The organism is Bacillus bingmayongensis (assembly GCF_000299035.1).
In the GTDB taxonomy this organism is placed as follows: Bacteria; Bacillota; Bacilli; order Bacillales; family Bacillaceae_G; genus Bacillus_A; species Bacillus_A bingmayongensis.
The window spans coordinates 12,565-38,559 of the sequence record NZ_AKCS01000029.1; the positions used below are offsets into that span (position 1 = coordinate 12,565).

The following is a 25,995-nucleotide window of genomic DNA, read 5'->3' on the forward strand; positions in this document are numbered from 1 at the left end:
AAAAAGTGGGTTCATCTCCACATTTATCTAGATAAAAAAGCTTGATTACAATACTCTCTCAAAGAGTTTATAAAATGGATCGTTGCATTCTTTCGTTCCCAGCGATTTTTATAATTGGACTTGACTTGGACTCTCCCTCTAATTCTAAGTGCCTCATGAAGAATGTCAGAATACCTTAAATCAAAGTCCTTGATCACTTCTTCACAGGCCAGTTCCTTTGATGTAATCTTTCCTGTTTTCAATGTATAGTACACTCGACATAAGGTTAAAACAATGAACTCAATCCAAAAATCGAATAAAAACAAATAGCTTTGGGAAGCTTTACTCGCTATATAGTGGTTAAGATTGTACTCCATCTCCTGCATAACATCCTTCCAATCAATATTTGAGTAATAAGTAGAAAATTTCGGACCGTAAACAGCATATGAATCATGAACAAGCTGATAAACCGCAATTTTCATAAGCTTTCTTTTTCCCTTACACTTTGTACCCTCAAAAAACGGGAAAGATTTATGTAAATGTAATTGATTCTGCTCATCCAAGGATAAGTACTCACATTCAAACTTTTTGACCAATGGACATTTAGCTCTAACCTTCTTATGAAGGTGCGATAGTTTTATTAACTCTTCGCCCGTCAATTCCTGATTAAAAACTGTAACAAAATCAATATCACTGCTTTCAGGATGAAAGGCACCTATAACGTTTGATCCATATAAATAGACACCAAGAACTTGATTTGGAAACATTTCGTTCAACCTGCTACTATAGAGCATCATTACTTTCTTGACTTCGTTATGGATCATATTTCTTTAACTCCTTTATGTTTCAATTAGCTTAACTCCTTGTTTTACAATCCCTTCCCATAATGGATATTTTTCAGGCTCAAGCATAATCATCGTAAATCCACTTAGGAAAGATAAATAAGCCCACGTTTTATCGCGAAGTTCTTGTTCGGTTTCATTTAGACTAGAGCGCTTCTTCAACAATTCAGTCATTCTCTCTACAAACTCATAAGTGATGAAAACTGCTTCTTGCTCTAGCTCCGGAAACCTACCAGATTGGGAAAACAGATATTGTAAAATTCGTAGGTTTGATGGATCTTCACGATATTTCCTCACGTGATGCCTCACCATCTGCTCTAATTGCTCTGACAATTCTAGGCTTTCTGGTAAATACAGTTGTCCTTTTCTAGTCTCTTGAAATGCTTCTTTAACGGTATTCTCAAACAAGTCCTCCTTGCTAGGAAAATACAGTAAAATCGTAGCAGGATTAATACCTATTGCCTGCCCTATACTAGAAAGGGTAGTCTTAGAAAACCCCTCTCTTGGAAATTGCCTTTTTGCTTCTTTTAATATGACATTTCGCTTCTCTAGTCGCTGTTGATTGTTGACTGTTCTTGCCATTCATAATCCCTCACAATATATTAAATAAATAAACGTTTATTTATTTAATATAAATGAATTACATATGGAAGTAAATACTTTTTAACGCACAGAGTTGGTTTTATCTATTAGGGGGCACCATACATGTCCCTCAATTTAAGAGATTTAATACCCTCAAGTACAAAAAACGTTATTCTTTCTAAACAAGCTAGATTAGAAAGGATGACGTTTTTTTATGAATCTCTCGATTCAAGATGAATTACAATTATTTGCTGAAGAATTACATCAACATCTTACTCCTTCATTTTTAGAAAAGCTGGCTAGAGAACTAGCTTTTGTAAAACGAAAGCGTAAATTTTCAGGTCATGATTTGGCTGCTATCTGTGTCTGGATCAGTCAACGGGTAGCGAATGATTCTTTGGTACGACCATGTAGTCAACTTCATGCTGTTACAGGAACTCTTATGAGTCCAGAAGGACTTAATAAGCGATTCAATAAAAAAGCAGTTTGCTTCTTAAAACATATTTTCTCTGCATTATTAAAAAATAAAATCTGTGAAACATCAGTGATTCCTAACTCTTCAATCGCTTATTTTCAACGAATTCGTATTTTAGATGCAACGATTTTTCAAATGCCAAAACATTTAGCGAATGTGTATCCGGGATCAGGTAGTTGTGCGCAAACAGCGGGTTTAAAAATTCAGTTAGAATATGATTTACATAGTGGCCAGTTTTTAAATTGTCAAGTTGAACCAGGGAAAAATAATGATAAAACCTTTGGCACAGAGTGTTTAGCGACATTACGTCCTGGAGACCTATGTATTCGAGATTTAGGTTATTACTCACTGGATGATTTAGATCAAATGGACCAACGTGGCGTGTATTATATATCAAGGCTCAAATTAAACAATATGGTGTATATCAAAAATGAATTTCCTGAATATTTTCGAAATGGGACAGTAAAAAAACAGTCTCAGTACATCAAAGTTGATTTAGAAAACATTATGAATATCTTAAAACCCGGACAGATCTATGAAATCAAAGATGCTTATATTGGAAAAGATAAAAAACTATTCACTAGGGTGATTATCTATCGATAACTGTAAACCCTATTTTCTTGATAAGGACATCAACACGTTCTTTCCTGTTTTTTGGATTTCTTACTTTAACAGGTTCTTTTTTATTCAAATTACATTTTTGCGGAAGCTTATTCGTATTTTTAAATTGTATCTCTCTGTTACTTAATGTTAGAAACATTGGTTAAAAGTCATATCTGGTGTCCTTCATTACAAAATCAAACTTCTTATAAAACTTCACTAATTTCTTTATGAAAAAACTAGTTCACATATGGTCAAAAGGTTCTTTCTTTTCATAAATTGGATAAGGAAGAAGGTGAATTACCTCTACTTTCCCCTTAAAAAATTCAATTATTTTTCTCATGAAATATGTTCCATAACGTGAGGGTAAACGTTCTTCTTTTATTTTTTCTACTTTCTTCTTTATTCTTCATTTTCAAAAACATGTAGTAGAAATTATAAAATAGTAACGCTACAGCTTTAAAAACACTCAAAATAAGTAATAATAAATGAAAATTTGTCTAGTATGAGTTAATATTATTGAATAGTATGCAACATTTTCATACATTCATTTATTTTATTAAAGAGGAGAAAAGAATGGCAAAAAATATATCAGATATTGCGAAATTAGCAGGTGTCGCAAAAAGTACCGTTTCTCGTTATTTGAATGGTGGATATGTCAGTGAGAAAACAAAGCAGAAAATTGAAGCGATTATTCAAGAAACAAATTTTTCTCCTAATACATTTGCGCGCAGTTTAAAAGCAAAAACGACAAATTTAATTGGAGTGATTGTTCCTCGTTTTGATTCTTTTGCTACGACAAAAACGCTTATTGGAATCGACAACTCACTTCGTGAACACGGTTATCAAATGCTTGTTGCAAACGCAAATCAAAGTCAAGAAATAGAAATAGAAGCAATAGAAAACTTTGTGAAACAAAAAGTAGCCGGAATTATTTTGTTAACGACAAAATTAACAGAGCAACATCATAACATTTTGCGTACATTACAAATTCCTGTTCTATTTGTCGGTCAACAATACGAAGATCAGTATTGTCTGATTCACAATGATTTTGAGGCAGCATTTGAATTAGGATCATATATTTTATCACAAGGACATCGTCATATTGCGTATGTAGGAGTAACGGAAGAAGATGTGTCTGTTGGGGTAAAGAGAAAACAAGGGTTTCAAAAGGCAGTTCAAACTTTCGCTTCATCGTGTAACGTTACATACTATGAAACAACTTTTCATGTGAAAGATGCGATGGAACAAGTAGCATATATTTTGGAAAGTAACCGTCCGACTATTATTGTTTGTGCAACAGATAATATCGCAATTGGTGCGATCAAGGTGATCCATGAAAGAAACCTGTCTGTACCAGCAGATATTTCAGTTACAGGGTTTGGAGGTTATGATATTTCTGAAATGATTCACCCTAGCTTAACAACTGTTTCATTTGACTACCATTACGCTGGGACAATGGCCGCGACATCTATGATACACTTAGTTGAAAATAAAGAGGTACCAAAAATAGTAAATTCAAGATATGCGTTAAAAATTCGAGAAAGTATTGACAAAGTATGAAAGCGGTTTATAATTCTTTGTAGAACCGGTTCCGCTTTTTGAGAAAGTTAAGACAGGATTTCTGTTATATATGAAATACCTGTCTTCTATTTTAACTATTCAAGGAACCGGTTCCGCAAAATGTATTAGGGGGACTTTGAATGGATATGAAAGCGATTGCCAATAGTGTGTTACAGCATATTGGCGGAAAAGAAAATATTATAAGTGCGACGCATTGTGCAACACGTCTTCGGCTTGTTTTAAAAGATGAGTCAAAAGTATTACAAACAGAAATTGAAAATATAGACGGCGTGAAAGGTGCTTTTTCTACAGGTGAACAGTATCAAATTATTTTTGGAACGGGACTTGTTAACAAAGTATATGAACCATTTGCAAATCTTATCGGTCTATCTCAAATTGATTCTCAAACACATACAGAAGCTGTAAAGAAAAAAATGAATCCAATTGCACGGCTAGCAAAAGTATTATCAAATATTTTCGTCCCAATTATTCCGGCCATTGTTGCGTGTGGTGTATTAATGGGGTTACTCGGCATGTTGAAAGCCTTTAAATTTGTGCCAACTGACCATGCACTTATGCAATTGCTTGATATATTTTCAAGTGCAACGTTTATTATTTTACCAATCTTACTTGGTGTTAGTGCTGCGAAAGAGTTTGGCAGTAATATTTTCTTAGGAGCTGTAATTGGTGGGATTTTAACTCATCCTGCGTTAACGAATCCTTGGACACTTGGGAATGCGAAACCTGCGGTATTACATTTCCTTGGTATGGATATTGATATGATTGGTTACCAAGGGACTGTTCTTCCTGTTTTATTATGTGTATATGTAATGAGTGTAATAGAAAAACAGTTACGAAAACATGTACCAAACTCTTTAGACTTATTGATTACACCTTTTCTAACAGTTATGATGACAGGTTTTCTATCATTAATTATTATCGGCCCTGTCGGCTATAAACTAGGTGATGGCATTACGTACATTTTAAACACTGTCTATGAAGTTGCTGGACCAATTGCTGGGCTTATCTTTGGTGGTTTATATTCGACTATCGTTTTAACAGGACTGCATCACAGTTTCCACGCTATTGAAGCTGGATTACTTGCAAATAAAGATATCGGTGTAAACTTTTTACTGCCGATATGGTCAATGGCAAATGTTGCGCAAGGCGGGGCAGCTTTAGCTGTTTATTTTAAAACAACAAATGCGAAAACAAAGGGTATTGCAATTCCTTCTGCTATTTCAGCATTCTTAGGAATTACAGAACCAGCAATCTTTGGTGTGAATTTAAAGTTAGGAAAACCATTTATTGCAGCAGGAATCGGTGGAGCTTTAGGAGGAGCATATGTTGTCTTTATGAATGTTGCGGCAAATGCTTATGGTTTAACTGGGATTCCGATGCTTACGATTGTTGCTCCACTCGGAATGATGAATGTCGTTCATTATGTAATTGGTTTTGTTATTGCAGTTATCACAGCTTTTATCGCGACAATGATTTTATATAAAGAAAAGAACTAATTTTTTGAGGTGAACACCCTATGGACAAATATAGAACAATACAAGATGCAAAAGGGTGCGAATTAGCTTCATTAGAGAGGATTGCAAATCAAGACTCGTGGAAGCCAATGTATCACATTCATCCGCCATATGGATTAATGAATGACCCAAACGGTGTATCTTATTATAACAATGAGTACCACGTGTTTTATCAGTGGTACCCATTTGCTCCCATTCATGGAATGAAACATTGGGCGCATGTAAAATCTAAAGATCTGATTCACTGGGAGCGTATGCCTGTGGCGATTACTCCTACCGAAAGTTATGAATCACACGGCGCTTATTCTGGTGGCGCTTTCGTAAAAGATGATATTCTTCACTTGTTTTATACTGGTAATATAAAATCTAAAGATAGCTCGCGTGACGCGAATCAATGTGTTGCCTTTATGAATAAAGAATATGAGATTGAAAAAGCAACACATAATCCAATTATTAGAAGCGTTCCAGCTGGATATACTGGACATGTTCGCGATCCTAAAATTTGGGAATATAATGGTTTTTATTATATGCTGCTTGGCGCACAGCGAGAAAACAAAACAGGTACATTTCTTATTTATCAATCAGAAGACTTGTATGATTGGAAGTTGCAAGGAGAACTACAAACAAACTTAAAAGACTTCGGCTTCATGTGGGAGTGCCCTGACTATTTTCAGTTAGATGGTAAAGATATTCTTGTTTTTTCCCCACAAGGTATTCAAGCAACAAAAGATAGCTATCAAAATGTTTATAATGTAATTTATGCAACTGGAACGTTAGATTTAGAAAATTTATATTTTCATGTTGATTCTTATTATGAGTTAGATAAAGGGTTTGATTTTTATGCACCGCAAACATTGCAAGATCCCGTTGGACGCCGCATTATGTTTGCATGGGCGGGATCCAGTGAAATGACGTATCCTTCAGATGATTGCATGTGGGCACATTGCTTAACGATTCCGCGCGAACTAACTCTTGAAGATAATGTGTTAAAACAGCGTCCTATTTCTGAATTAAAGGCATTACGTACATCTTCTAAAACTATATCAGGTTGTTTACAGAACGAAACATACGTATTATCTGACCTTTTCAAAGAACGCTCTTATGAATTAGAAGTACAATTATATTCTGAAAAGGCAAATGTATTTGGTATTTCTTTATTTCATCATCATGAAGAATCATTTCCGGTCACCTTCCAGCGTGAAAAAGGGGTTGTTTCTATTGAGCGCGGAAGCTTTCAGCAGCGTTTTGGGGGAGAATACGGCTATGAACGCTGTAAACAAATTCAGATCCACGATGCAATGAAAATGCGGATTTTCGTTGATCAAAGCATTGTTGAAATTTTCTTATGTGATGGAGAAACTGTGTTTACATCGCGCGTGTTCCCTCGTAAAGATATAGAGTATAACATCTCTCTTTTCTCAGATGAAAAGATGGAATTTCATATCACACAATATAAACTTGGGAGAGGATTGGAATGAAGCAAGTATTTTGTATCGGTGAGTTATTAATAGATTTTATTTGTTGTGATGCACATGTTCCATTAAGTGATGGAATACGTTTTGAGAAAAAAGCGGGCGGAGCGCCTGCAAATGTTGCGGCGGCCATTACAAAATTAGGCGGCAAAGCTTCCTTTATGGGACAAGTCGGAAATGATCCTTTTGGGAAATTTCTAGAAAAAACATTACAAGAAAACGGTGTCGATACTTCTATGCTTGTGAAAGAGAAACAAACGACATTCGCTTTTGTCTCGATTGATCAACATGGTGAACGTGATTTTACTTTTATGCGTGGTGCTGATGGCGAATATCAGTTTCATCAAATCGATCTTTCTAAAATGCACAATTATGATATCGTTCATTTTGGGTCAGCAACAGCTTTATTATCAGGACATTTAAAAGAAACTTATTTTAAGCTGCTGCAATACGCAAAAGAACAAAACCATTTCATTTCTTTTGACCCAAACTATCGTGATGCACTCATTACAGATAAAGAGCAATTTTGCGAGGATTGTTTATCTTTCATTGCACAAGCTCATTTCGTGAAAGTAAGTGAAGAGGAAGCGGTTATGCTTTCTAAAGAAACAAATATGAATAAAGCTGCACAATGTTTACTTGCAACAGGAGCAAAGGTAGTTGCGATTACACTTGGCAAACAAGGGACGCTTCTTGCAACGAGTGAAGGGGGAACTATTATTCCTTCTATTACTGTGAAACAGGTAGATTCAACTGGTGCAGGAGATGCGTTTGTAGGTGCCATGCTTTATCAATTTTCGAAAGAAGAAAATATATTTGATGTCAGCGTTAAAAAACTTTGTACACTCATTGCATTTGCGAATAAAGTTGGGGCGATTACGTGTACAAATTATGGGGCCATTCAATCTTTACCAACATTAGAAGATATCGTTAAGTTTGGATAAGTATTTTTTCATAAAGTGGAATTTGTTTTTCATTTTTCACACTTTGAAGGTGTAGTACCTTGATTGAATACTGCACCTTTGTTAATTAATTTCACATGCAATTTCCTATTTGGAGTGTGACTTCCTGCAAATTATGAGAGAAACTTAATTTGAAACGATTAAAGTTCTACATAATTAGTTGTCTGGTTCTTGTTATTTTAGGGTTAAATTCTTTTATAGAATCACAACAAGCAGGAGAGGCGGATTTACCAGCACCTTTGAAATTTGAAAACCGCAAACTCTCATAGGTTTCTGTCATCTCAAATACAAATGATGTAAACAGAAATTTTTTTATATGTTGCTTGGTATTTTCGTTACTGCGACTATCGACAAATAAGAACCAAGCAAGGTAATTGTCGAGATATTTGGTAGCGACACCTTTAAAACGGTCAATCCTTTTCTTCATTCGAGAATGAAAACTTTGCAACAGAACCTTTCGGGGGTATGGCAGGAATTCGTTCTTTTTGGATCCACTCAAAAATAGAGAAGAAAATCTAAATTTATTTAATAAAATTGCTAAGGTTTTTCAATTTAAAGTAATTTAATCTAGTTCTGCGACACTTTTTTCGTTTCTTATCTTTGTTTTTTATATGTTTTTCATCAAAAAGGAGTCAAAACTGTCGCAGAAGACTATTTCTACGTCATTTTAATCCGAATGGCTCAAAAAAGAAGTAATTCTTGCCGTGTCCCTAAAACAATACCTTAGATGAACACCATCAAAATAATACATTTATTATCTAATAGCAAAAGACCACCTATTTCCGTAGATGGTCTCTGCCTCCTCAGCTTTATTGTACACATTTAAATTATACTGCTAATCGCATACTATATTGTTATGCAATTGTGCATTAATTCTATTTTTAATATAGTAATAGTGAAAAATATCTATACTAAACTTTGGGAATATTTTGCATAAACATTATCAATTTACTGCATATTCTGTCAATGTTAAGCTATAAGTGTAATATATATCTGTTTGAACCATGTCCCCTAATACAAGGTTTGAATAGTCATCTCAATACGCGAGAAAAAACCTAGAAAAGGCACCTTAGGGTGTCTTTTCTAGGTTCTGTTGCAAAATCTTCTAAACTACGCTACACTTTCGGAAAAGAAAACGAGGAGAATCACAGATGGGATATTTTAAAGGAGAACAGTTCGAGGAAGTTATTATTTTAATAGCCGTTGGCTATTACTGTCGTTTTGCTAAATCCGCAGGATTTCAAAACCTTCGTCATGCTTCACGTACCATAAAAGGAATTGAAACCATTCATGCCTTATACAAACAGAGACGAAGTCTTTTCGATGTACAATGAATTACAACAATTATTAATGGCCGCATAATATTTAATCATACATGCTTACCTATATCTATCTCTTGAGAAACTTTGCAACAGAATCAAATTTATCATGTAATGGTAATTAATAACTTCTAAATACTTCAATCGTTTAACGATAATTTATGTGAAAAAATCAGATTTCATCAAAAACAACTTTTTATTTACTGTAAGTTGATAGTTTAATCGAAGGATACTCTGTTTTCTTATAGAATTAAAGTATTCGAAAAACTGTATATATTATTTAGAAGTTTTAATTCTAATATTAAGGAGGTGTTGCCTATGTATAAAAAATTGCGTGGTTCCCTTCTATATTCGAAAGGAGTATTATATTGAACAAAATATCTTTAAAACCCATTGATAAAAGTAATTGGAAAGAGGCTATACAATTATCAGTAAAAGAAGAACAACGTACATTTATCGCCTCTAATCTGTATTCTATCGCAGAGGTTCAATTTCTAGATAATTTCTATGCAAAAGGTATATATCTTGATGATAAATTAATAGGATTTACAATGTTTGGAATAGACCCTGATGATAATAATTATTGGATTTATAGACTAATGATTGATAAAGAGTACCAAGGAAAAGGTATAGGTATACAGGCCATACTTCTCATTATTGAAAAGATGCGAAGTATTAACGAGAAAAATATTCCTCTAATTATGATTGGGTATAACCCTAAAAATCTTTCAGCAAAACTTGTTTATAAGAAGGCTGGATTTGTTGAAACTGAAGTATCTTCTTGGGGTGAACAATTGGCGAAGTTCTCTTTATAAACTCCGATGAAGAGATAGGGGCTATTTTCCCCGATGCTACTTAACAACCGTAGATAGAGTTTGGAGGTGAAAGCAAAAGAAAAACTAAGTGTGAAATAATGAAAAAGGAGTTGTTCCAAAGATCAACTCCTTTATTTGTTTATAAGATTCTCTTCTGAAATTACTGTGAACCCATGTCTTCTTCGAAATAAAGCTGTTGTAACACCGTAACCATCTTTTTGTGTCCATTAAAATCCCCTATATAAATGGTAGAACTTCCGCAAGAAGGGCTACGTTCTTTTAAGGTGATGTATTCTGGATTAAAATCTTTTATTTTTTCTAAGGCATTATACCCTCCTTATACAAAAGCTTCGATTACATCGTTTCCGTCTTTATCCATCACCTTTGCTATGCAATCTTGTACATCGTCACCGTTACCTCCAATAATTTCTGCTGATGGACGCGGAGTTGGTAATCCATCTAATACTTCTGGGCAGACCAAGACAGATTCTTCTTTTTGTAATAGTTCCTCTATTTTTGAGATAAGATTGTCATTTCCGTCGTAGCGACAAGCGATACCAGCTAAGCGAGCACTTATTACAATCATATTTTTCACCTCAAGTTAGTAGCAATGTAAATGTCAAGTCACTCCAAAATATACAATAAAAGTTGATTTTGGAGTTATTTTTTTTGCTTTGTATCTTGGATAATTGTTTGTAAAATAGATTCCCATATGTCAGGATCGTCAGTTAAGAAATGTCCTGCATCTTTCATATAATGGGTTGTTACATAGGGGGTAGCTGAGGCAACTTTTTTTATTTCTTCTATTGGAGATAAAGTGTCGGCTGTACCATGCCAAATATGGATAGGGATGGAGATATCTTGAAAATTAAATCCCCAATATTTTGCTAAAAGAGCAGGTTCTGCTACTGCTTCATCTACACTATTTCTTAACGCTTCTTTCATATGGATCATAGTTAATTTAATATCTTCATCTGTTTGAATAAATTGTTGATCCCATTTGCATAAATGTGCATTTCCCTTTTTCAGCCCCTGTATATATTTTTCAGGGGTCTTTTCCATTTGCTTTTTTTGAGTACGATATACCCATTTTAATAGCAAAGGTAATCGTTTGGAGATAAAAAAAGCAATCCGATTTTCACGGCACATACTAGCTGGTGGCTTTTCATTCTCAAATGGAGTTGCACTAGAAACCATCTGTACGGATTGTAAACGTTCAGGGATTTTATAAGCACAAGCAGCTGCATAAGCACCTCCTCCTGAAACACCTATAATAGAAAAAGTTTGGAGCTTTAGTTGATCTGCTAATTCATTTACATCTTCTGCCCAATCCAGAACAGTTCGATTCCGTTTTGGATCAGAGAACCCGTAGCCAGGTCTGTCTATTGAAAGAAGTCGTATCCCTAATCGTTTGGCTACCATATCATCTGTTAATGACCAAATTCTTGAACCGGGTGTACCGTGGAATAGCATGACTGGTAATCCATTTGTTTTACCATATTCAATGTAGGCTAATTTACGCCCATCTTGTAAAGTTATGATGTGATCTTTCATATTATCCACTCCTATAACAAATTACAAACCGACCGTTCAGTCTAATTTTATAACAAGAGTAGTTTCTTTGTAAATACTGGAATTTTTATTGTGTAACATAGCCTATTGATAGAATGAAATACTGAAATCATATTATTTTCATTCATGTTGTAATTCATTAGATATAAGGGTACCATCCCATCGCCATCAAGCTAAGCTTATATAAGTTTAATTTCATGTGAGGTTTTTTCTTTTTTCTAGAGATTTAGTGTAAGTTCCTTAAAGATTTGCATACCAAATAGCCTGATATTATCTTACCGTTAATAAGATAATATCAGGATGATAGTGTTTCCATTTGAACAAATTTTTCTTTTCCATACCGATCACACACCCTTTTAGAGTAATAGTATTAGTATGTCCAAGATTTATAGGTTTCAATTTTTTTACTAAGCTACCTGATGAGTAGAAGTGGTATACTCATAAACAACACTCAAAATTTTCAATGGGGGAAAATGATATGAGGATCAAGATACAAGAATATGTAGTCAATGAAAGAGATTCAGGACCATATGGAATAACCGTAGGAAAAGACGGGGCATTGTGGTTTACGGAACAAAAAGGGAATCGAATTGGTAGAATAGATGCTAATGGTGAAATAAATTCTTTTCCCATTCCGACAGTAAATGCAGGGGCTATGTCTATTATTTCGGACCAGACTGGTGACTTATGGTTTACGGAATATAACGCAAGCAAGATCGGTAAAATGTCGATGAACGGCCATTTTGAAGAATATGTACTCCCTGAAACGAACGCTGCACCTTTTGGCATAACGGAAGGACCAGATGGAGCAATATGGTTTACAGAAATGAATAACGGTAGGATTGGAAGAATAACAAAGTCGGAGGAAATCACCGAATTTGAATTACCTAACTCCACATCATTTCCCTCTTTTATTACTTTGGGATTAGACGGGGCATTATGGTTTACACAGAATCAGAACAATACGATTGGGAGAATGACCACTAAAGGTGATGTGACAGAATATCCAATCCCAACACCTAACTCCAGGCCAGTTGGAATTGCGAGCGGACCAGATGGAGCAATATGGTTTGTGCAAATCATGGGCAATAAAATTGGTAGAATTACGTTCGAAGGTGAGGTCGAAGAATTTGTTATACCGACGCCTAACGCTCGCCCTCATGCCATAATCCCTGGGAAGAACAGAGATCTTTGGTTCACGGAATGGGGAGGTAACCAAATAAGCCGAATTACAGTTGAAGGAGTTATTACTGAATATACGATACCTACAAATAATGCAGAGCCACATGGTATCACGTTTTGTCCGGATGGCGATATTTGGTTCGCTGAAGAGTGTAATCAAATTGGACGTCTAACAATCATTACGTAATAGAGGTATCGTCTATCCCTATCAAGCTCAGAAAAGCAAATACCAACCCATAAAGAAAAAGAACCTGCTCGAATGCAGATTCTTTCCGATAATGATTTATGTAAGTAAGACACGAAAATATGATACAATGCAACAGAAATGAATTCAAGTATAAAAAGAACCCGTTGAAGTTCGGGTCCTTTCAGAAGTGATGATGTTTTCTCTGTTTCAGATAGAGAAAAAATACAAAAATTATAATACATCTAAGTATAGAAAATTTCAATACGTGAACTACCCGCCACTTAACACTCTTACGAGTTGTTTGAAGTGGGGGCTTCTCGGTTAGTCGTTACTTTTATTAGCTAACGAATTAGTCGTAAGACCGCGAGCTATCTCCCATGTTCCATAGGTTCTTTGATACGATTTATGATCATGTTAACAGGCGTATCGCTTCATTTTTGATGTTGATTGCAGCATTATAATCTCTATCTATTGACGTACCGCAACCACAAACATACACTCGTTCAGATAATGCTACATCCTTTACGTTTCCACAACTACTACATGTTTTTGTAGAAGGAAACCATTTATCAATTTTCACAAGTTGTTTGCCCTGTTCTTGTAACTTATAGGCTAAAACAGTCGTGAACATTCCCCACCCATTATCAGCAACACTTTTACCAAAATTAAGTGCTCGTGACATTCCTTTCATGTTCAAGTCTTCAATTGCTACAACATCAAAGCTGTTGACTAATTCTTTTGACTTATGATGAAGGAAGTTCTTACGTTGGTTTGCTACTTTTTCATGCAACTTAGCGACATGAATACGTTGCTTATTCCAACGATCTGACCCTTTTGTGCGTCTTAATAATACTCGTTGGGCCTTTGCTAATCTTTCTAATACTTGACGGTAGAAGCGAGGATAATTGGCTTTCTCATTCTCACTACTAACATATAATTCAGACATAGCAAAGTCTAATCCAACAACAGTTTCCACTTCTTTCTGTACGATTTCTTTTTCATACTCAGTCAAGATAGACACATAGTATTTCCCAGTCGGTGTCATAGAAATCGTGCATGACTTAATCATATGGCCTTGGGGTATTTCTCTATGTTGTTTAATCTTTACAAGCTTCAATTTTGGTAATTTGATATGACCATTCAGCAACATAATATTTCCGTTGACCCTATTCGTTGTATAAGATTTTCTACCCTTTTTACTTTTGAACGTTGGGAAGTCATTTTGACCACGAAAGAAATTTTTATAAGCAGTTTGCAAGTTTAATTGAGCATTCGCTAATGCTAATGAATCTACTTCCTTCAACCATTCAAACCCTTCTTTGTACTTTGCAGGAGTAGGAAATTTTTGCTTCCTTAGTTCTTCCTTATTCCCTTTGTGTTTCTCATACACTTCTTTTTGTTCAGCCAACATCTTATTATATACAAATCGCACACACCCAAAAGTTTTACGAATAAGATGCGCTTGTTGTTCTGTTGGATACAAACGAAATTTATACGCTTTATTATGTGTTGTCATATCATTTCACCTCACTTTTCACCTTGATTTTCGATATACTTTTTTACTATTTCTATTGGTGAACCACCAGTAGTGAGTAAACAAAAACTTCTTGACCAAAACATCTCTTTCCAAAGTTTCTTTTTCACTTGTGGAAAGTCTCTCTTGATGAGTCGAGAACTGGCACTTTTATACGCATTGATGAACTTTGTTATTTCTGTATTGGGGTGTGCTTTGAATAAACTATGGACATGGTCATTGTTATGATTCCACTCAGTTTGTTTATTTCATGTTAAATACTTTAAATCAACATCGATATCATAATAAATTAGTAAAAATATATGTATAGGTAAATAGGAAAGAATGTTACTTTAATTTATAAATTCAAAGAGTTTCGATGCATTGGTTCCGCCCGGCAAGATGTATTTAATAACACCATTTGTAGGGACAGTAATTTCATGCGTGCCGCTGCTGATTTTTGGTGCTTGCTTCCAAGTCCCATCATAATAAACGAACGTAGATGCAGTCCCCTTATAATAATTAGGAGTGATTCTTATCCTTTTACCTGCTGCATTCTTAAAAGTAAACTCATAAACAATACCGTAGTTTCCATCTAGAATAGAATGTGCACCGGACAACTGATCAATTGGGTCTTCGTATTCATTAATTCCAACGTTTTGTTTAGCATTCTCTAAATTACTCCCAACATAAAAACTCTTTGTTGTATTATAATCTATCGTTGCCTTTCTTGTATCTGTTCGATAATTTGCAGTTGTTTGGGCGCTTGTGGACACATATACTTGTGGTGTTTTTGTTAGATCCATAACTTCTGTTGCTGTTGGGAATGTTTCATTTGGTTTTTTCTTAGAAACGAATTGACGGACAGTAAGATTTCCATTTGTCACGAATTTCAGCTTACCTGTGACTGTGTTCCCACCTGCTATTTTTTGTTCTTTTATAAAAATACTAGACCATGCTGGAATTGTTTTTGTTTCTGTTTTTGTGTCGTTAGCGTATTCAATTTCCATTTGTGATGCTAAATTCATAGAATTACCATCTTTTTGTGTTCCTTGTTTAAAGGAATCATTTTTTATTGTAACAGTACGCGCTGAACTACTTCCATTGTAGATAGCGTATCCCCACTGTAATTCCATTCCTGCATTGTTGTGGTTATAAAATTCAGCGACATATTCTTTATTGGGTTCTACATAACGCTGTAATGTATAATAAGAATACTTTCCAGGTTCAAAACGATGTAAATAAGATGGCTCTACCTTGGAACCATATACAGTCTCCGGCGCATTAGAATACATATAGTTCGCTCCCGTCTGTGTATAAGTGATTGTCGAAGGCGAGGCTGCTTGTACAGGGCTAAAAGATGGAATAAATAAAGATAAACCAATTGTTAAAGCAGAAAACATTTTCTTTTTTTTCATGGAATCCCCATCCCTTTAAATGTTCTTTATTTTCTGAAAAACAACACCAACATATATTACCATCTATAATAAAAAATGTAAATATATTCTTGTAAATGATCTATTTGGGGTAGCACGCACATTTTAACGTTTTTATACGCTAAGGGGATTCTTAAAACGGTTCTGTTGCAAAGTTTTCTAAATGAGGCTACACTCTAGAAAAAAAGAACAAGGAGAATCACAAATGCGATACTTTAAAGGAAAACAGTTCAAGAAAGATATTATTTTAGTAGCCGTGGGCTACTATTGTCGTTTTTCTTTAAGCTATCGCAATGTATCTGAAATTCTGAAAGAACGTTGAGTTTCCGTGCATCCAACAACAATCATGCGTTGGGTGCAGGAATATGGAAACCTTATCTATCAAATTTGGAAGAAGAAAAATAAAAACGTTCAATTATCTTGGAAACTAGATGAAACCTATATAAAAGTCAAAGGAAAATGGTGTTATTTATATCGTGCAATTGATAAAGACGGGCACACATTGGATATTCAACTTCGTAAAAAACGGGATCATCAGGCTGCCTATGCCTTTATGAAAAGATTAGTCAAAACGTTTGGAGAACCAACGGTTCTCACTACAGACAAAGCACCAACATTACTTTTCGCATTTAACAAATTAAGAGAACAAGGCTTTTATATCAATACAACTCATTGTACAATCAAGCATTTGAACAATCTCATTGAACAGGACCATAGGCATGTGAAGCGACGTTTTTCCAAATCCGCAGGATTTCAAAATCTTCGACACGCTTCCCGTACCTTGAAAGGCATCGAAACCATTCATGCTTTATATAAACGAAACCGAAGTCTTGGCTCAGACTTCGGTTTTTCAACATATAATGAATTACAGGAGCTACTAACAATCGCATAAAATGTACAACTTTTTGTTGGCACCACTTAACCTTAACAAAACTTCGCAACAGAACCATTAATAGTATCTTATCCTAAGTTCAGCTTACGTTCTTCAAAAATTTGTTTTGCCACAAAGATTGCATTAAGGACTCGTGGAAAGCCCGTGTAAGGGATGCAGTGCATGATTGCTTCTACTATCTCATCTGGTGAGAGACCAACATTAAGTGCCGCGTTAATGTGGACATTAAGTTGTGGTTCACAGCCATCCTGTGTAGTTAGTGATGCGATTGTAACCAATTGACGTTGATTGAGGTCTAATCCTTCTCGAGGATAGATATCACCAAAAGCGAATTCAACAACATATTTACCGAGATCAGGAGCAATATCTTTTAGTGAATCTATAACACGTTGTCCACCTTCCCCATCTACTTCCATTAGTTTTTGCTAGCCACGCTGATAACGTTCATTACCCATTGCATTTGCCTCCTAAGAATTTATCAATTTAAATTTTTAATCATTTAGTACGTCTATGTTGCATAGTATCAATTGATTAAAAAGTAACTCTTGATTAAACGTTACACCTTAGAGTGTACTCTAAAGCAACCCCTTTTCTTTGTGTTATAATGAATTTTATGGAAAAGATATTTACTATTAAACAAATTTCAAAAATAACAGGACTTACTGTGCACACTTTACGTTACTACGAAAAAATTGGGTTACTTCATGAGGTGAGCCGAGATATCAATGGTTATCGTCAATATTCAGAAGATGATATTTCTTGGATCAATTTCTTAATCCGTTTAAGAGTAACAGGAATGTCAGTCACAGATATGAAACTTTTTTCTGATTTACGAAGTCAAGGTGAACCTACAATAAGCGCTAGACGAGAATTGTTAGAAATGCATCAAAACAAAGTCCTTAAAGAAATTAAAAAGTTGAAGGATAATCTGGTGAAAATTGAAGAAAAGATTGATTACTATAAGAAGATGGAAGAACATAGGAAATAACCATTTTACATTATCATTTATGTCAAAATTTTAGGGAAGTATCTACTGAAAAAACGCCATTCTTTTGAAAGAATGGCGTTTTTTTTGTTTTAGGGGTATTAATTTTTTCTTAGCTTGATAGCGATGGGGTACCGTCAGGAAAATGAGCTTAGCGGTGTAAATCCGCATTTTCCTGACGGTACCCCGAAAAGAACGAATCCTTGCCATACCCCTAGTAGAGCTCACCTAATCGAATTATAAATACACCGGCGTAATGTTGCTCTTGCTTCTTATCTATTTAGATGTCGTTTTATTCTGAATGCAGGCAGCACGTGTGCCTCTCTTACATGAAGAACTGGAAATCGCAGCAAGAAAACCGACACCCACCGTCGAATAAAGGACGCGATGTCGGCTTTAAACTTAACGGCCAAACTCTTTATTGAATATTTTATCCCGACTCGCTATGACTTCCGGACCTACTGCGTTGATGGAAGTTACTAAAATATGCTCCCCTCCTAGAGAGCCACCAACTCTCGATTCAAACCCGAAAGTACCACCGGCGTGCCCCCAATATGATTGCCCATCCGGTGTCTTTTCTTCATAAATTCCTAGTCCGACTTTACCAATAGGTGAATCTACTGTTGTGAGCATCTGGTCCATCATCTCTTGATTTAGAAGCTTTCCGCCCAACAGCGCACTGAAGAAGGTAGTTAAATCTTTGACAGATGAAACCATATTTCCCGCTGCATTTGCCCATGATTGATTTATTTCTGTCAAATCATACAAATGACCCGCTCTGTCCATATTATATCCTGTAGCATGCTCACCTGGTATATGAGGATTTGCTTCCATTACGAATGTCTCCTTTAGCCCAAGTGGTTCGATGAAACGTTTTCTGATTTGCTCTGCATACGTATCTCCTGTTGCCTTTTGAATAATTTGACCAGCTAGCACAGTATTGGTGTTTGAATAGTCCCAACCCTCCCCTGGTGAAAATACAGGTGGCTTGGCAAGTCCCAGGCTGATAAGTTCATCAGCAGTATAGTAACGGTATGGATTTTGAGGCAAGGTAATATCTCGCATATCCAAATCTGTATAGGATGCAATCCCGCTTGTATGATTCAATAACTGACGAATCGTAATTTTGTTACCGTCATACCCATTACCCTGTACGATCCCCGGTAACCATTTTTCAACCGAATCATCAAGGTTTAATTGTTTCTCCTCAGCCAACTGCAGTATAACGGAAGCTGTGAACGTCTTCGTGATGCTTCCGATACGAAATGAAAAGTTCGGTTCTACTGCGCGCAGTACCTCGTAACTCGCTGTCCCTGTAGCATAAGACCAGCGCTTACCGTCCTTTAATCCGCCTGCTATGACACTTGGGATTTTTTTATTGGTTACTACCTGATCGATTACGTATTTGACTTCTTCTCGATGGTTCCTTTTCTTTCCTTTATCCATAACTTCCTTTTTGGTTTTCCCTGCAAATTCTGAGACTAAAATATTCTTGATATGTTTTTCTGCTCCTAGTACATTGATGTTTATCGAGATGACATGTTGACCATCTCCCGTTCCACCTGCAAAGTTAGTAAATCCGGGAATACCACCACCATGCCCCCATACTTCGGTACCGTCCGGCAATTTTGTTGCATGTATGCCAAGCCCATACTTTCCTAACGGGGAATCAGCTGTACTAGTCATCATTTCCTTTTGCATCTCCGGTGTCAACAGCTTTCCACCTAATAATGCGCGAAAAAACGTCGTCAAGTCTTCTCCTGTCGAAATCATCTCACCTCCAGCATTAGCAAATGACGGGTTAAGCACAGTAATATCTACTAATTTATCTCCCGTATTCAAGTAGCCACGAGCATTTTTTTTCGGAATATCCATCGAGCTTCCAGGAAGGAATGTTTCTTTAAGTCCGAGTGGCTCAATAATTCGCTTCTTAATCTGTTCGGCATATGTCTCTCCAGTAACCTTCTGAATAATAAGTCCTACAATAACCGTATTTGTACTCGAGTATGCCCACCCCGATACTGGCTCTAGCTCCAAAGCACGAGCAATTAACTGTTCAGGTGTATAATTTCCGCTTGGATTTTCAAGTAATTTATTCTTAAACTCTGGAGTCAAGAAGTCTGGAATTCCACTCGTATGATTTAATAATTGTCGAATTGTAATTTTGTTGCCATCATAGCCTTTCCCCTTTACGAACCCCGGGATCCATTTCTCTACCGTATCATCCAGACTTAGCTTCTTCTCTCCAGCAAGCTGTAATGCAACTGTAGCAACAAACGTCTTCGTTGTACTTCCAATCCTGAAAGCAGAATCAGCATCCACCTTATGATTTCTCTCGATGTTTGCCTCACCAGAAGCATATGACCAGTTTACATCTCCATTTTTCACGGCAACAATAACACCTGGAATATTTTCAGTATTAGCAGCCTTATCAACAGCCTGTTGGGTGGGCGTCTTTTTATACACTGCGTTTACATTTCCATTAGTAGGTAATACTAGTGTCCCAGCCAGTATAGTCGTTGTTAAGGCAAGTGCAGTTCCTTTTTTAGTGATGAATGATTTCATAACACATCTCTCCTATTATTTTGAAATTTTCTGTTGCTTCACTCCCTCACCTTAACTTCGAAATTGTTAAATAGCATAGTGACGAAGCGACTAAATGTTTCATGACAGCGTGCGTAAATCTGTCACAAAAACCGTATGATAAACTGTCACCTGTCTTATATGACATACTTTACAGCCAGTCTCTGACCGTCCTTCCACTATCTATTGACGAATTGGAAGATATACCGCATGATAAATCTGAATCAATAGAAAGTTAATCTCAAAAAAATACAAGTAGGTGTGCATAATCTATGTTCTCAGTAATGAAAAAGTGGTTTTGGTATGATTGGATATTTGTATCCGTACGAACGTTTTGGCTGTTCGTTATTATAAGTGCTGATTTTATACATCCATCATTAATCAATGCGTCACTTTGGATTGTAATTTCTCTTGCTATCGTCGTTTACTTTGTTCCATTAATCGTCCGATATAAGAAAGAAGACTGGTATCTTGCAGTCGATGTTACAGCATCAGGCCTATATTATCTTTATTTAGCCTACGTAGCGCCGGGATTGCTTTGGTCTTTCGTTTTACTCGTGATGATTATTGGTTTAGCAAACATTCAAAAAAACTATGTGTGGACAGGTGTCCTCTGTGGAATCGTATTCCCAGCATTGAACAGCTGGATCGCTAATCATCTCCCATATGAGTCTATCTTTAGCTGCAGCCTTGGTTTTGTCATTGGGATGGCATTTAATATATTAATTCAGTACCATAAGCAAGCCCAAATTATACAAGAGCAGAAGCTGTTGCTGGAGCAACATATTAAGCGGATTGAGGAGCTTACGCTGATAGAAGAACGCAACCGGCTGTCACATGAGCTGCATGATACAATTGGCCATACTCTTACCTCTCTCATCGTCGGTGTCGAATCACTGCGAACGTCAGTGCCAGATTCGCAGTTTGAGAGAATTGATTCCCTTGTCGGTATTGCCCAAAACAGTCTGGATGATATCCGAAAGCATCTTCATCAGCTCTCTCATAATCCATTAAATCATTCGTTAAGTGAATCGTTGAGACAATTAACCGAAGAATTTATGAGGTCGACAGGTACAACGGTTACATTCCGTGTGATTGGCAATGAGACTTTAGTCATGCAAAAAATAAACTTTTGCCTATATCGTTGCCTTCAAGAGTCTCTAACAAACGCGGTTCGGCACGGCAAGGCGAGCGCGATAGCCGTTCAACTGCATTTCGATAGGAAACAGCTTCGGTTACAGATTGAAGATAACGGCGTCGGAATGAAAGAAATTCAATTCGGATTTGGGCTCAATGGGATGAAGGAACGGCTTGAACAATATCACGGCACATTGTCGGTTCATTCTGGAGCTGAGCAAGGAACATTTGTCATATGTAATATTCCGTTGCAGACAGAACTTGTACATGACACGATCCGCCTGTTGATCGTTGATGATCAGGCACTTATTACCGACAGTTTAGAGCAAGTTTTGGATCAGCATGCTGATTTTACCATCATTGGTAAGGCAAAGGATGGGTGCGAAGCATTAGAACATTGTGAGCAGTTCCATCCTGATATCGTTTTAATGGATATTCGTATGCCGGGAATGGACGGACTTGAGGCTTTACTTGAGATGAAACAGAGATGGCCTGATATTAAGATTGTGCTCATGACAACGTTTGAGGATTCCTTGCAAGCAGCAACTGCATTGGAACACGGAGCGGAGGGCTATTTGCTGAAGTCAATTCATCCACGAGAGATGATGGAAGCTCTGAAACTTATTTATAACGGAGGAACCTGGATAGATCAATCGGTCGCTACGCGAGTCTTCGAAGAGATGAAGCGTCAACGTGAGCAACTAGAAAAGATTGGCTCAAGTAAGGAAAGCTACCCGTACGGACTTACGAAACGCGAGATGGAAATTCTGGAGCATCTGTCGAACGGGCTTCGCTACAAATCAATTGCTTCTAAGCTATTTTTATCGGAGGGAACGATACGCAATTACTGCTCGAACCTATACTCGAAGCTCGGCGTCAATAATCGCGAGGAAGCAATCAAAATAGCGCGAACAGAGAATATCTTATAGACGCTGTAGAACTTTCCGATAGTACTCAAATTATAGATCCTTTCGATACATTTACGTCTGCTGCGCCAAATAATGAGCCTATCTTGCGAAGAAAAGACTTACTGGCCCAATAATTTGAATAGATTTACCGTACGGTAAAAGTAAATGAGGTACATATGTATGTATCATATCTTTTTCAAGAAGAAATACTGCTTGAGTTGAAGTCCGTTCTTGTAAATAATGTCCAAAAAACCAATGTTGGCAAATATCATCCAACGCCCCATTATTTCCATTAATAACCAAAGTGATAATCCCTTCCTTACCTTCTATAGTTGGAAGGAGATTGTCCATAAAAAAGTCACGTGCTGAAAAATTTTCTGGTCGGTTAAACTTATTTTCAGTTAGCATTAAGCTTTCAATTCGATCTACTCTAAGGCTACGGATATCATTCCTAAGATGACAAAATCCAATCACATACCACTTATTATTCCAATAAATAATTCTGTACGGATCAACCAATCTATATGTTGATTGTTCTTCGCCACATTTAAGGTATAGAATTTTTACAGAGTATCCGTAAGCTACGGCCTGCTCCACTTCCTTCAAGGAAGGCTCCATAGAGAGGGAACTTAATCGACTTATTACTTCAAGACTGGTTAAACGTTGGTTTATCTTTGTTTCCTGTTCTTGATTTGAATATCTGCTTAGCTTTGAAATAGCCCTATTTAGTGCTTCACCTCCATAATATCCGGCTTCTTCTGCAAAAACAGCAGCGTGAAATAGTGAGGTTTGCTCCTCAAAATCAAAAAAAAGAGGAGCTTCAATAAAATTGTTTAATAAAGTGGGTTCTGCTGCAAAGATTTCTAAACTGAGATAACCTGTAGAAAAAGTGTGAGCAGGAGAATAATATATGGGGTATTTTAAAGGAAAACAGTTTAAAAAGGATATTATTTTGGTAGCCGTCGGCTACTATTGTCGTTTTTCTTTAAGCTATCGTGATGTATCTGAAATCTTGAAAGAGCGTGGTGTTTCGGTTCACCCAACAACCATCATGCGCTGGGTTCATGAATATGGAAATCTTATCTATCAAATTTGGAAGAAGAAAAATAAAAACGTTCAATTATCTTGGAAACTAGATGAAACCTATATAAAAGTCAAAGGAAAATGGTGTTATTTATATCGTGCAATTGATAAAGACGGGCACACATTGGATATTCAACTTCGTAAAAAACGGGATCATCAGGCTGCCTATGCCTTTTGAAAAGATTGGTCAAAACGTTTGGAGAACCAGCGGTTCTCACTACAGACAAAGCACCAGCATTACTTTGCGCATTTAACAAATTAAGAGAACAAGGCTTTTATATAAATACAACTCATTGTACAATCAAGCATTTGAACAATCTCATTGAACAGGACCATAGGCATGTGAAGCGACGTTTTTCCAAATCCGTAGGATTTCAAAATCTTCGACACGCTTCCCGTACCTTGAAAGGCATCGAAACCATTCATGCTTTATATAAACGAAACCGAAGTCTTGGCTCAGACTTCGGTTTTTCAACATATAATGAATTACAGGAGCTACTAACAATCGCATAAAATGTACAACTTTTTGTTGGCACCACTTAACCTTAACAAAACTTCGCAACAGAACCCTTTTTTTCATTTTAATTAGTTTTATTTTTTAAGTTTTGCTGTATCAATTTGGATTTGACCTTTCCAAGATCCAGCTACTTTTCCAATTTTATTTATATTTACATCTAACGTAAGGGGTTGTTTAAAAGAGTCTTTTCCTTCAGGACCTTCAACAAATGTAACGACACCTTCTGGTTTATCTTTATCACGAATACCTACATGCTCTAATTTTTTACCTGCTACCATAAGTTCAAAAGGAAGACGATCATCTGAATCTTGGATAAAAGATATTACCTCTCCATTTTTAAGCTCAGGGTTGTTCTCTTGTTGTCCATTAACCTTACCATCACTCCCAAGCTCTAATCCCGTTGTATCAAATTCAAATGGTACTAAACCTCCATCAGTTTTTTCCATTCTATAATGAACTGATATACGTGAATCCGCAATATATAACTCTTTGAAATGTACAGTAATACCTTGATCTGTAATTTTTTCGTCGATAGGAATATATTGACCATTCTTCATTCTATCTATTGTGACACCATTTTCATCTGTAGCTCCCTCATTTACAACCTTATCATTTGTAACTGCATCAGAAAAATACGAGGCAACATTTGTAGCCGCCACTTGTACTTGTGGAATCATTGCTGTTGTAAAAAGTCCTGCTGCAGCTACTGCTGTATAAATGAAACGTTTTAATTTTTTATTCATGTTTGTAAATAGTCCCTTCTTCTGTTGTTTTTTATGATTTATATTAGAAACATTGTCTAGTTTTGAAAGACTTTCAAATGTTTTCCATGCTTGTTCTACATCAATTTTGATTTCTTGTGGTGAATGTGCAGATTCTTCATCTAGCATTACATTTTCCCATTGGTTTAATTTACTGATTTCTACTAATAAATCTTGGCATGCTTCACATGTATCTAGGTGTTTTGTGAATTCCTTTCTTGTATCATGAGAAAGTTCTCCATCAATATATGTTTGAATAAATCCGATATCATAACATTTCATTTGTTATGCCTCCTCCATTTGTTTATAAATCTTGCGAAATTTCATTTTGGCTCGGACTAATAATGTTCCAATAGAAGATATTTCAATTTGAAGTATTTCTGCAATTTCTTTATATTGAAAACCAGAGAATTTCATTAGTAAAAGGGTTCGTTCTCGATCATTCATTTTATTTAGTATCGTTTGGACTTTTGTAATTTCTTCTTTTCTTATCCAATCATCGTCTAATGATGAAACATTTTGTACTTCATGGTATTGTATTTCCTTATCGATCTTCGCTTGATGTCTTTTTTCAGATCTTAGATGGTTATAAGCTACATAAGTAGAAGATTTAATCAACCATCCAGGTATGTTTTCAATTGCTTTCCAATCGCTACGATATAATTGTAAAAATACTTCTTGTGCTAACTCTTCAGCGATAGATTGATTTTTAACAATCCATATGATCTGTTTTACAGCGTAAACATAGTATTGTTTAAATAATTCTTCAAAAGTCATATCAGAAACAAGACTTTCTTCATTTTCTATAGTTAACATTCTAATTAAAACCTCACTCTCAATTTGATGCCTGTATTATAGAGAAACCAGAAACCCGGATTTTGTGACAGTTTTTCTTATTTTTTTATTATGTACTTAAAAAAAGCATTCATCTAATTAAAAGATGAATGCAAAAAGGGAAATGAAAACATAAAAACTACAACTCTTGCAGTAGTTTTTTATTAATGTACAAGAAAACAATTAGTTTGTTGCCAAATTGTGTCTAAACGTACAATTTTCTTTTTTGATATGGTGACCCCATGCCCATCAACTTAAGAG

Annotated in this window: 18 protein-coding genes and 9 pseudogenes; 13 read left to right on the forward strand and 14 right to left on the reverse strand. The window is 36.0% G+C overall.

The features are described from left to right. Window positions 1–23 precede the first annotated feature (23 nt). Complete coding sequence (locus Y7E_RS0105970; RefSeq protein ID WP_017150377.1) at window positions 24–803, reverse strand: nucleotidyltransferase domain-containing protein; 780 nt, start codon at window positions 801–803, stop codon at window positions 24–26. Window positions 804–818: 15 nt separating this feature from the next. After that, window positions 819–1,403: a TetR/AcrR family transcriptional regulator gene (locus Y7E_RS0105975; protein WP_017150378.1), complete on the reverse strand. Its 585-nt coding sequence runs from the start codon at window positions 1,401–1,403 to the stop codon at window positions 819–821. Window positions 1,404–1,617: 214 nt separating this feature from the next. Between Y7E_RS0105975 and Y7E_RS29235 the strand changes: the two are divergent. The 5 genes and pseudogenes from Y7E_RS29235 to Y7E_RS0106005 all read left to right on the forward strand — a co-directional run. After that, a pseudogene (locus Y7E_RS29235) lies at window positions 1,618–2,478 on the forward strand (IS4 family transposase); the annotation flags it as partial. A gap of 576 nt (window positions 2,479–3,054) precedes the next feature. Further along, a complete protein-coding gene (locus tag Y7E_RS0105990; RefSeq protein ID WP_017150381.1) occupies window positions 3,055–4,041 on the forward strand; it encodes a LacI family DNA-binding transcriptional regulator in 987 nt (328 codons plus the stop codon). A 140-nt stretch (window positions 4,042–4,181) separates the two neighbouring features. After that, a complete protein-coding gene (locus tag Y7E_RS0105995; protein WP_017150382.1) occupies window positions 4,182–5,558 on the forward strand; it encodes a sucrose-specific PTS transporter subunit IIBC in 1,377 nt (458 codons plus the stop codon). Window positions 5,559–5,578: 20 nt separating this feature from the next. Continuing rightward, window positions 5,579–7,054, forward strand: coding sequence for a glycoside hydrolase family 32 protein (locus Y7E_RS0106000; RefSeq protein WP_017150383.1), 1,476 nt, complete (start codon window positions 5,579–5,581; stop codon window positions 7,052–7,054). Beyond that, complete coding sequence (locus Y7E_RS0106005; RefSeq protein WP_017150384.1) at window positions 7,051–7,992, forward strand: carbohydrate kinase family protein; 942 nt, start codon at window positions 7,051–7,053, stop codon at window positions 7,990–7,992. Before Y7E_RS0106000 ends, Y7E_RS0106005 begins: the two co-directional genes overlap by 4 nt. A gap of 259 nt (window positions 7,993–8,251) precedes the next feature. Here Y7E_RS0106005 and Y7E_RS29240 read toward each other — a convergent pair. Then, window positions 8,252–8,458 (reverse strand): annotated as a pseudogene (locus Y7E_RS29240) (IS1595 family transposase); the annotation flags it as partial. A gap of 703 nt (window positions 8,459–9,161) precedes the next feature. Between Y7E_RS29240 and Y7E_RS35000 the strand changes: the two are divergent. The 3 genes and pseudogenes from Y7E_RS35000 to Y7E_RS0106020 form a co-directional block, all read left to right on the forward strand. After that, window positions 9,162–9,242 (forward strand): annotated as a pseudogene (locus Y7E_RS35000) (IS6 family transposase); the annotation flags it as partial. After that, a pseudogene (locus tag Y7E_RS29245) lies at window positions 9,228–9,372 on the forward strand (IS6 family transposase); the annotation flags it as partial. The pseudogenes Y7E_RS35000 and Y7E_RS29245, both read left to right, overlap by 15 nt. Window positions 9,373–9,697: 325 nt before the next feature. Beyond that, window positions 9,698–10,144: a GNAT family N-acetyltransferase gene (locus Y7E_RS0106020; RefSeq protein WP_017150387.1), complete on the forward strand. Its 447-nt coding sequence runs from the start codon at window positions 9,698–9,700 to the stop codon at window positions 10,142–10,144. Window positions 10,145–10,275: 131 nt separating this feature from the next. Here the strand turns inward: Y7E_RS0106020 and Y7E_RS29250 are convergent. The 3 genes and pseudogenes from Y7E_RS29250 to Y7E_RS33180 form a co-directional block, all read right to left on the reverse strand. Beyond that, window positions 10,276–10,730: pseudogene (locus Y7E_RS29250) on the reverse strand (2-thiouracil desulfurase family protein). A gap of 74 nt (window positions 10,731–10,804) precedes the next feature. Then, window positions 10,805–11,698, reverse strand: a complete 894-nt coding sequence (locus Y7E_RS0106030; RefSeq protein WP_017150389.1) for an alpha/beta fold hydrolase — start codon at window positions 11,696–11,698, stop codon at window positions 10,805–10,807. 291 nt (window positions 11,699–11,989) lie between these two features. Next, a pseudogene (locus Y7E_RS33180) lies at window positions 11,990–12,055 on the reverse strand (IS6 family transposase); the annotation flags it as partial. Window positions 12,056–12,194: 139 nt separating this feature from the next. Between Y7E_RS33180 and Y7E_RS0106035 the strand changes: the two are divergent. Then, complete coding sequence (locus Y7E_RS0106035; protein WP_017150390.1) at window positions 12,195–13,085, forward strand: Vgb family protein; 891 nt, start codon at window positions 12,195–12,197, stop codon at window positions 13,083–13,085. Window positions 13,086–13,494: 409 nt separating this feature from the next. On the opposite strand, the gene Y7E_RS0106040 is transcribed toward Y7E_RS0106035, so the two are convergent. The 3 genes and pseudogenes from Y7E_RS0106040 to Y7E_RS0106050 form a co-directional block, all read right to left on the reverse strand. Continuing rightward, complete coding sequence (locus Y7E_RS0106040) at window positions 13,495–14,601, reverse strand: RNA-guided endonuclease TnpB family protein (RefSeq protein WP_017150391.1); 1,107 nt, start codon at window positions 14,599–14,601, stop codon at window positions 13,495–13,497. 11 nt (window positions 14,602–14,612) lie between these two features. Continuing rightward, window positions 14,613–14,855: pseudogene (gene tnpA / locus Y7E_RS29255) on the reverse strand (IS200/IS605 family transposase); the annotation flags it as partial. A 96-nt stretch (window positions 14,856–14,951) separates the two neighbouring features. Beyond that, on the reverse strand, window positions 14,952–16,016 hold the full coding sequence (locus tag Y7E_RS0106050; protein ID WP_017150393.1) for a hypothetical protein: 1,065 nt from the start codon (window positions 16,014–16,016) through the stop codon (window positions 14,952–14,954). A 223-nt stretch (window positions 16,017–16,239) separates the two neighbouring features. On the opposite strand from Y7E_RS0106050, the pseudogene Y7E_RS0106060 reads away from it, so the two are divergent. After that, window positions 16,240–16,926, forward strand: a pseudogene (locus tag Y7E_RS0106060) (IS6 family transposase). A 68-nt stretch (window positions 16,927–16,994) separates the two neighbouring features. On the opposite strand, the gene Y7E_RS29260 reads toward Y7E_RS0106060, so the two are convergent. Beyond that, window positions 16,995–17,342 (reverse strand): carboxymuconolactone decarboxylase family protein, encoded by a 348-nt coding sequence (locus Y7E_RS29260; protein WP_017150396.1) that lies wholly within the window; start codon window positions 17,340–17,342, stop codon window positions 16,995–16,997. 197 nt (window positions 17,343–17,539) lie between these two features. On the opposite strand from Y7E_RS29260, the gene Y7E_RS0106070 reads away from it, so the two are divergent. Then, window positions 17,540–17,914: a MerR family transcriptional regulator gene (locus Y7E_RS0106070; RefSeq protein WP_026049108.1), complete on the forward strand. Its 375-nt coding sequence runs from the start codon at window positions 17,540–17,542 to the stop codon at window positions 17,912–17,914. Window positions 17,915–18,313: 399 nt separating this feature from the next. Here Y7E_RS0106070 and Y7E_RS0106075 read toward each other — a convergent pair whose 3' ends face one another. Continuing rightward, complete coding sequence (locus Y7E_RS0106075) at window positions 18,314–20,476, reverse strand: serine hydrolase domain-containing protein (protein WP_017150398.1); 2,163 nt, start codon at window positions 20,474–20,476, stop codon at window positions 18,314–18,316. 290 nt (window positions 20,477–20,766) lie between these two features. On the opposite strand from Y7E_RS0106075, the gene Y7E_RS0106080 reads away from it, so the two are divergent. Next, window positions 20,767–22,560: a helix-turn-helix transcriptional regulator gene (locus Y7E_RS0106080; protein WP_017150399.1), complete on the forward strand. Its 1,794-nt coding sequence runs from the start codon at window positions 20,767–20,769 to the stop codon at window positions 22,558–22,560. 78 nt (window positions 22,561–22,638) lie between these two features. Here the strand turns inward: Y7E_RS0106080 and Y7E_RS29265 are convergent. Continuing rightward, a pseudogene (locus Y7E_RS29265) lies at window positions 22,639–23,454 on the reverse strand (helix-turn-helix transcriptional regulator); the annotation flags it as partial. Between Y7E_RS29265 and Y7E_RS29270 the strand changes: the two are divergent. Next, window positions 23,450–24,135 (forward strand): IS6 family transposase gene (locus Y7E_RS29270; RefSeq protein WP_237741350.1). Its coding sequence is split into 2 segments (ribosomal slippage): window positions 23,450–23,798 and window positions 23,798–24,135, totalling 687 coding nucleotides; the frame shifts between segments, so codons are not numbered across the junction. The pseudogene Y7E_RS29265 and the gene Y7E_RS29270 overlap by 5 nt on opposite strands. A gap of 78 nt (window positions 24,136–24,213) precedes the next feature. Here Y7E_RS29270 and Y7E_RS0106095 read toward each other — a convergent pair. Next, window positions 24,214–25,182 carry a DUF4179 domain-containing protein gene (locus Y7E_RS0106095; protein WP_017150403.1) on the reverse strand — a complete coding sequence of 323 codons (969 nt, stop codon included), beginning with the start codon at window positions 25,180–25,182 and terminating at the stop codon, window positions 24,214–24,216. A 3-nt stretch (window positions 25,183–25,185) separates the two neighbouring features. Continuing rightward, entirely contained in the window at window positions 25,186–25,716 is a 531-nt protein-coding gene (locus Y7E_RS0106100) for an RNA polymerase sigma factor SigX (RefSeq protein ID WP_017150404.1), read from the reverse strand. Between the last annotated feature and the right edge of the window lie 279 nt (window positions 25,717–25,995).

What these genes read in the sequence shown, in the direction of transcription:
- Y7E_RS0106080 (WP_017150399.1), top strand. Translation starts at nt 20,767, where the DNA reads ATGTTCTCAGTAATGAAAAAGTGGTTTTGGTATGATTGGATATTTGTA.
- Y7E_RS29260 (WP_017150396.1), bottom strand. Translation starts at nt 17,342, where the DNA reads ATGGAAGTAGATGGGGAAGGTGGACAACGTGTTATAGATTCACTAAAA.
- Y7E_RS0105995 (WP_017150382.1), top strand. Translation starts at nt 4,182, where the DNA reads ATGGATATGAAAGCGATTGCCAATAGTGTGTTACAGCATATTGGCGGA.
- Y7E_RS0106095 (WP_017150403.1), bottom strand. Translation starts at nt 25,182, where the DNA reads ATGAAATGTTATGATATCGGATTTATTCAAACATATATTGATGGAGAA.
- Y7E_RS0106035 (WP_017150390.1), top strand. Translation starts at nt 12,195, where the DNA reads ATGAGGATCAAGATACAAGAATATGTAGTCAATGAAAGAGATTCAGGA.
- Y7E_RS0106000 (WP_017150383.1), top strand. Translation starts at nt 5,579, where the DNA reads ATGGACAAATATAGAACAATACAAGATGCAAAAGGGTGCGAATTAGCT.
- Y7E_RS0106050 (WP_017150393.1), bottom strand. Translation starts at nt 16,016, where the DNA reads ATGAAAAAAAAGAAAATGTTTTCTGCTTTAACAATTGGTTTATCTTTA.
- Y7E_RS0105970 (WP_017150377.1), bottom strand. Translation starts at nt 803, where the DNA reads ATGATCCATAACGAAGTCAAGAAAGTAATGATGCTCTATAGTAGCAGG.
- Y7E_RS0105975 (WP_017150378.1), bottom strand. Translation starts at nt 1,403, where the DNA reads ATGGCAAGAACAGTCAACAATCAACAGCGACTAGAGAAGCGAAATGTC.
- Y7E_RS0106075 (WP_017150398.1), bottom strand. Translation starts at nt 20,476, where the DNA reads ATGAAATCATTCATCACTAAAAAAGGAACTGCACTTGCCTTAACAACG.
- Y7E_RS0106030 (WP_017150389.1), bottom strand. Translation starts at nt 11,698, where the DNA reads ATGAAAGATCACATCATAACTTTACAAGATGGGCGTAAATTAGCCTAC.
- Y7E_RS0106040 (WP_017150391.1), bottom strand. Translation starts at nt 14,601, where the DNA reads ATGACAACACATAATAAAGCGTATAAATTTCGTTTGTATCCAACAGAA.
- Y7E_RS0105990 (WP_017150381.1), top strand. Translation starts at nt 3,055, where the DNA reads ATGGCAAAAAATATATCAGATATTGCGAAATTAGCAGGTGTCGCAAAA.
- Y7E_RS0106005 (WP_017150384.1), top strand. Translation starts at nt 7,051, where the DNA reads ATGAAGCAAGTATTTTGTATCGGTGAGTTATTAATAGATTTTATTTGT.
- Y7E_RS0106070 (WP_026049108.1), top strand. Translation starts at nt 17,540, where the DNA reads ATGGAAAAGATATTTACTATTAAACAAATTTCAAAAATAACAGGACTT.
- Y7E_RS0106100 (WP_017150404.1), bottom strand. Translation starts at nt 25,716, where the DNA reads ATGTTAACTATAGAAAATGAAGAAAGTCTTGTTTCTGATATGACTTTT.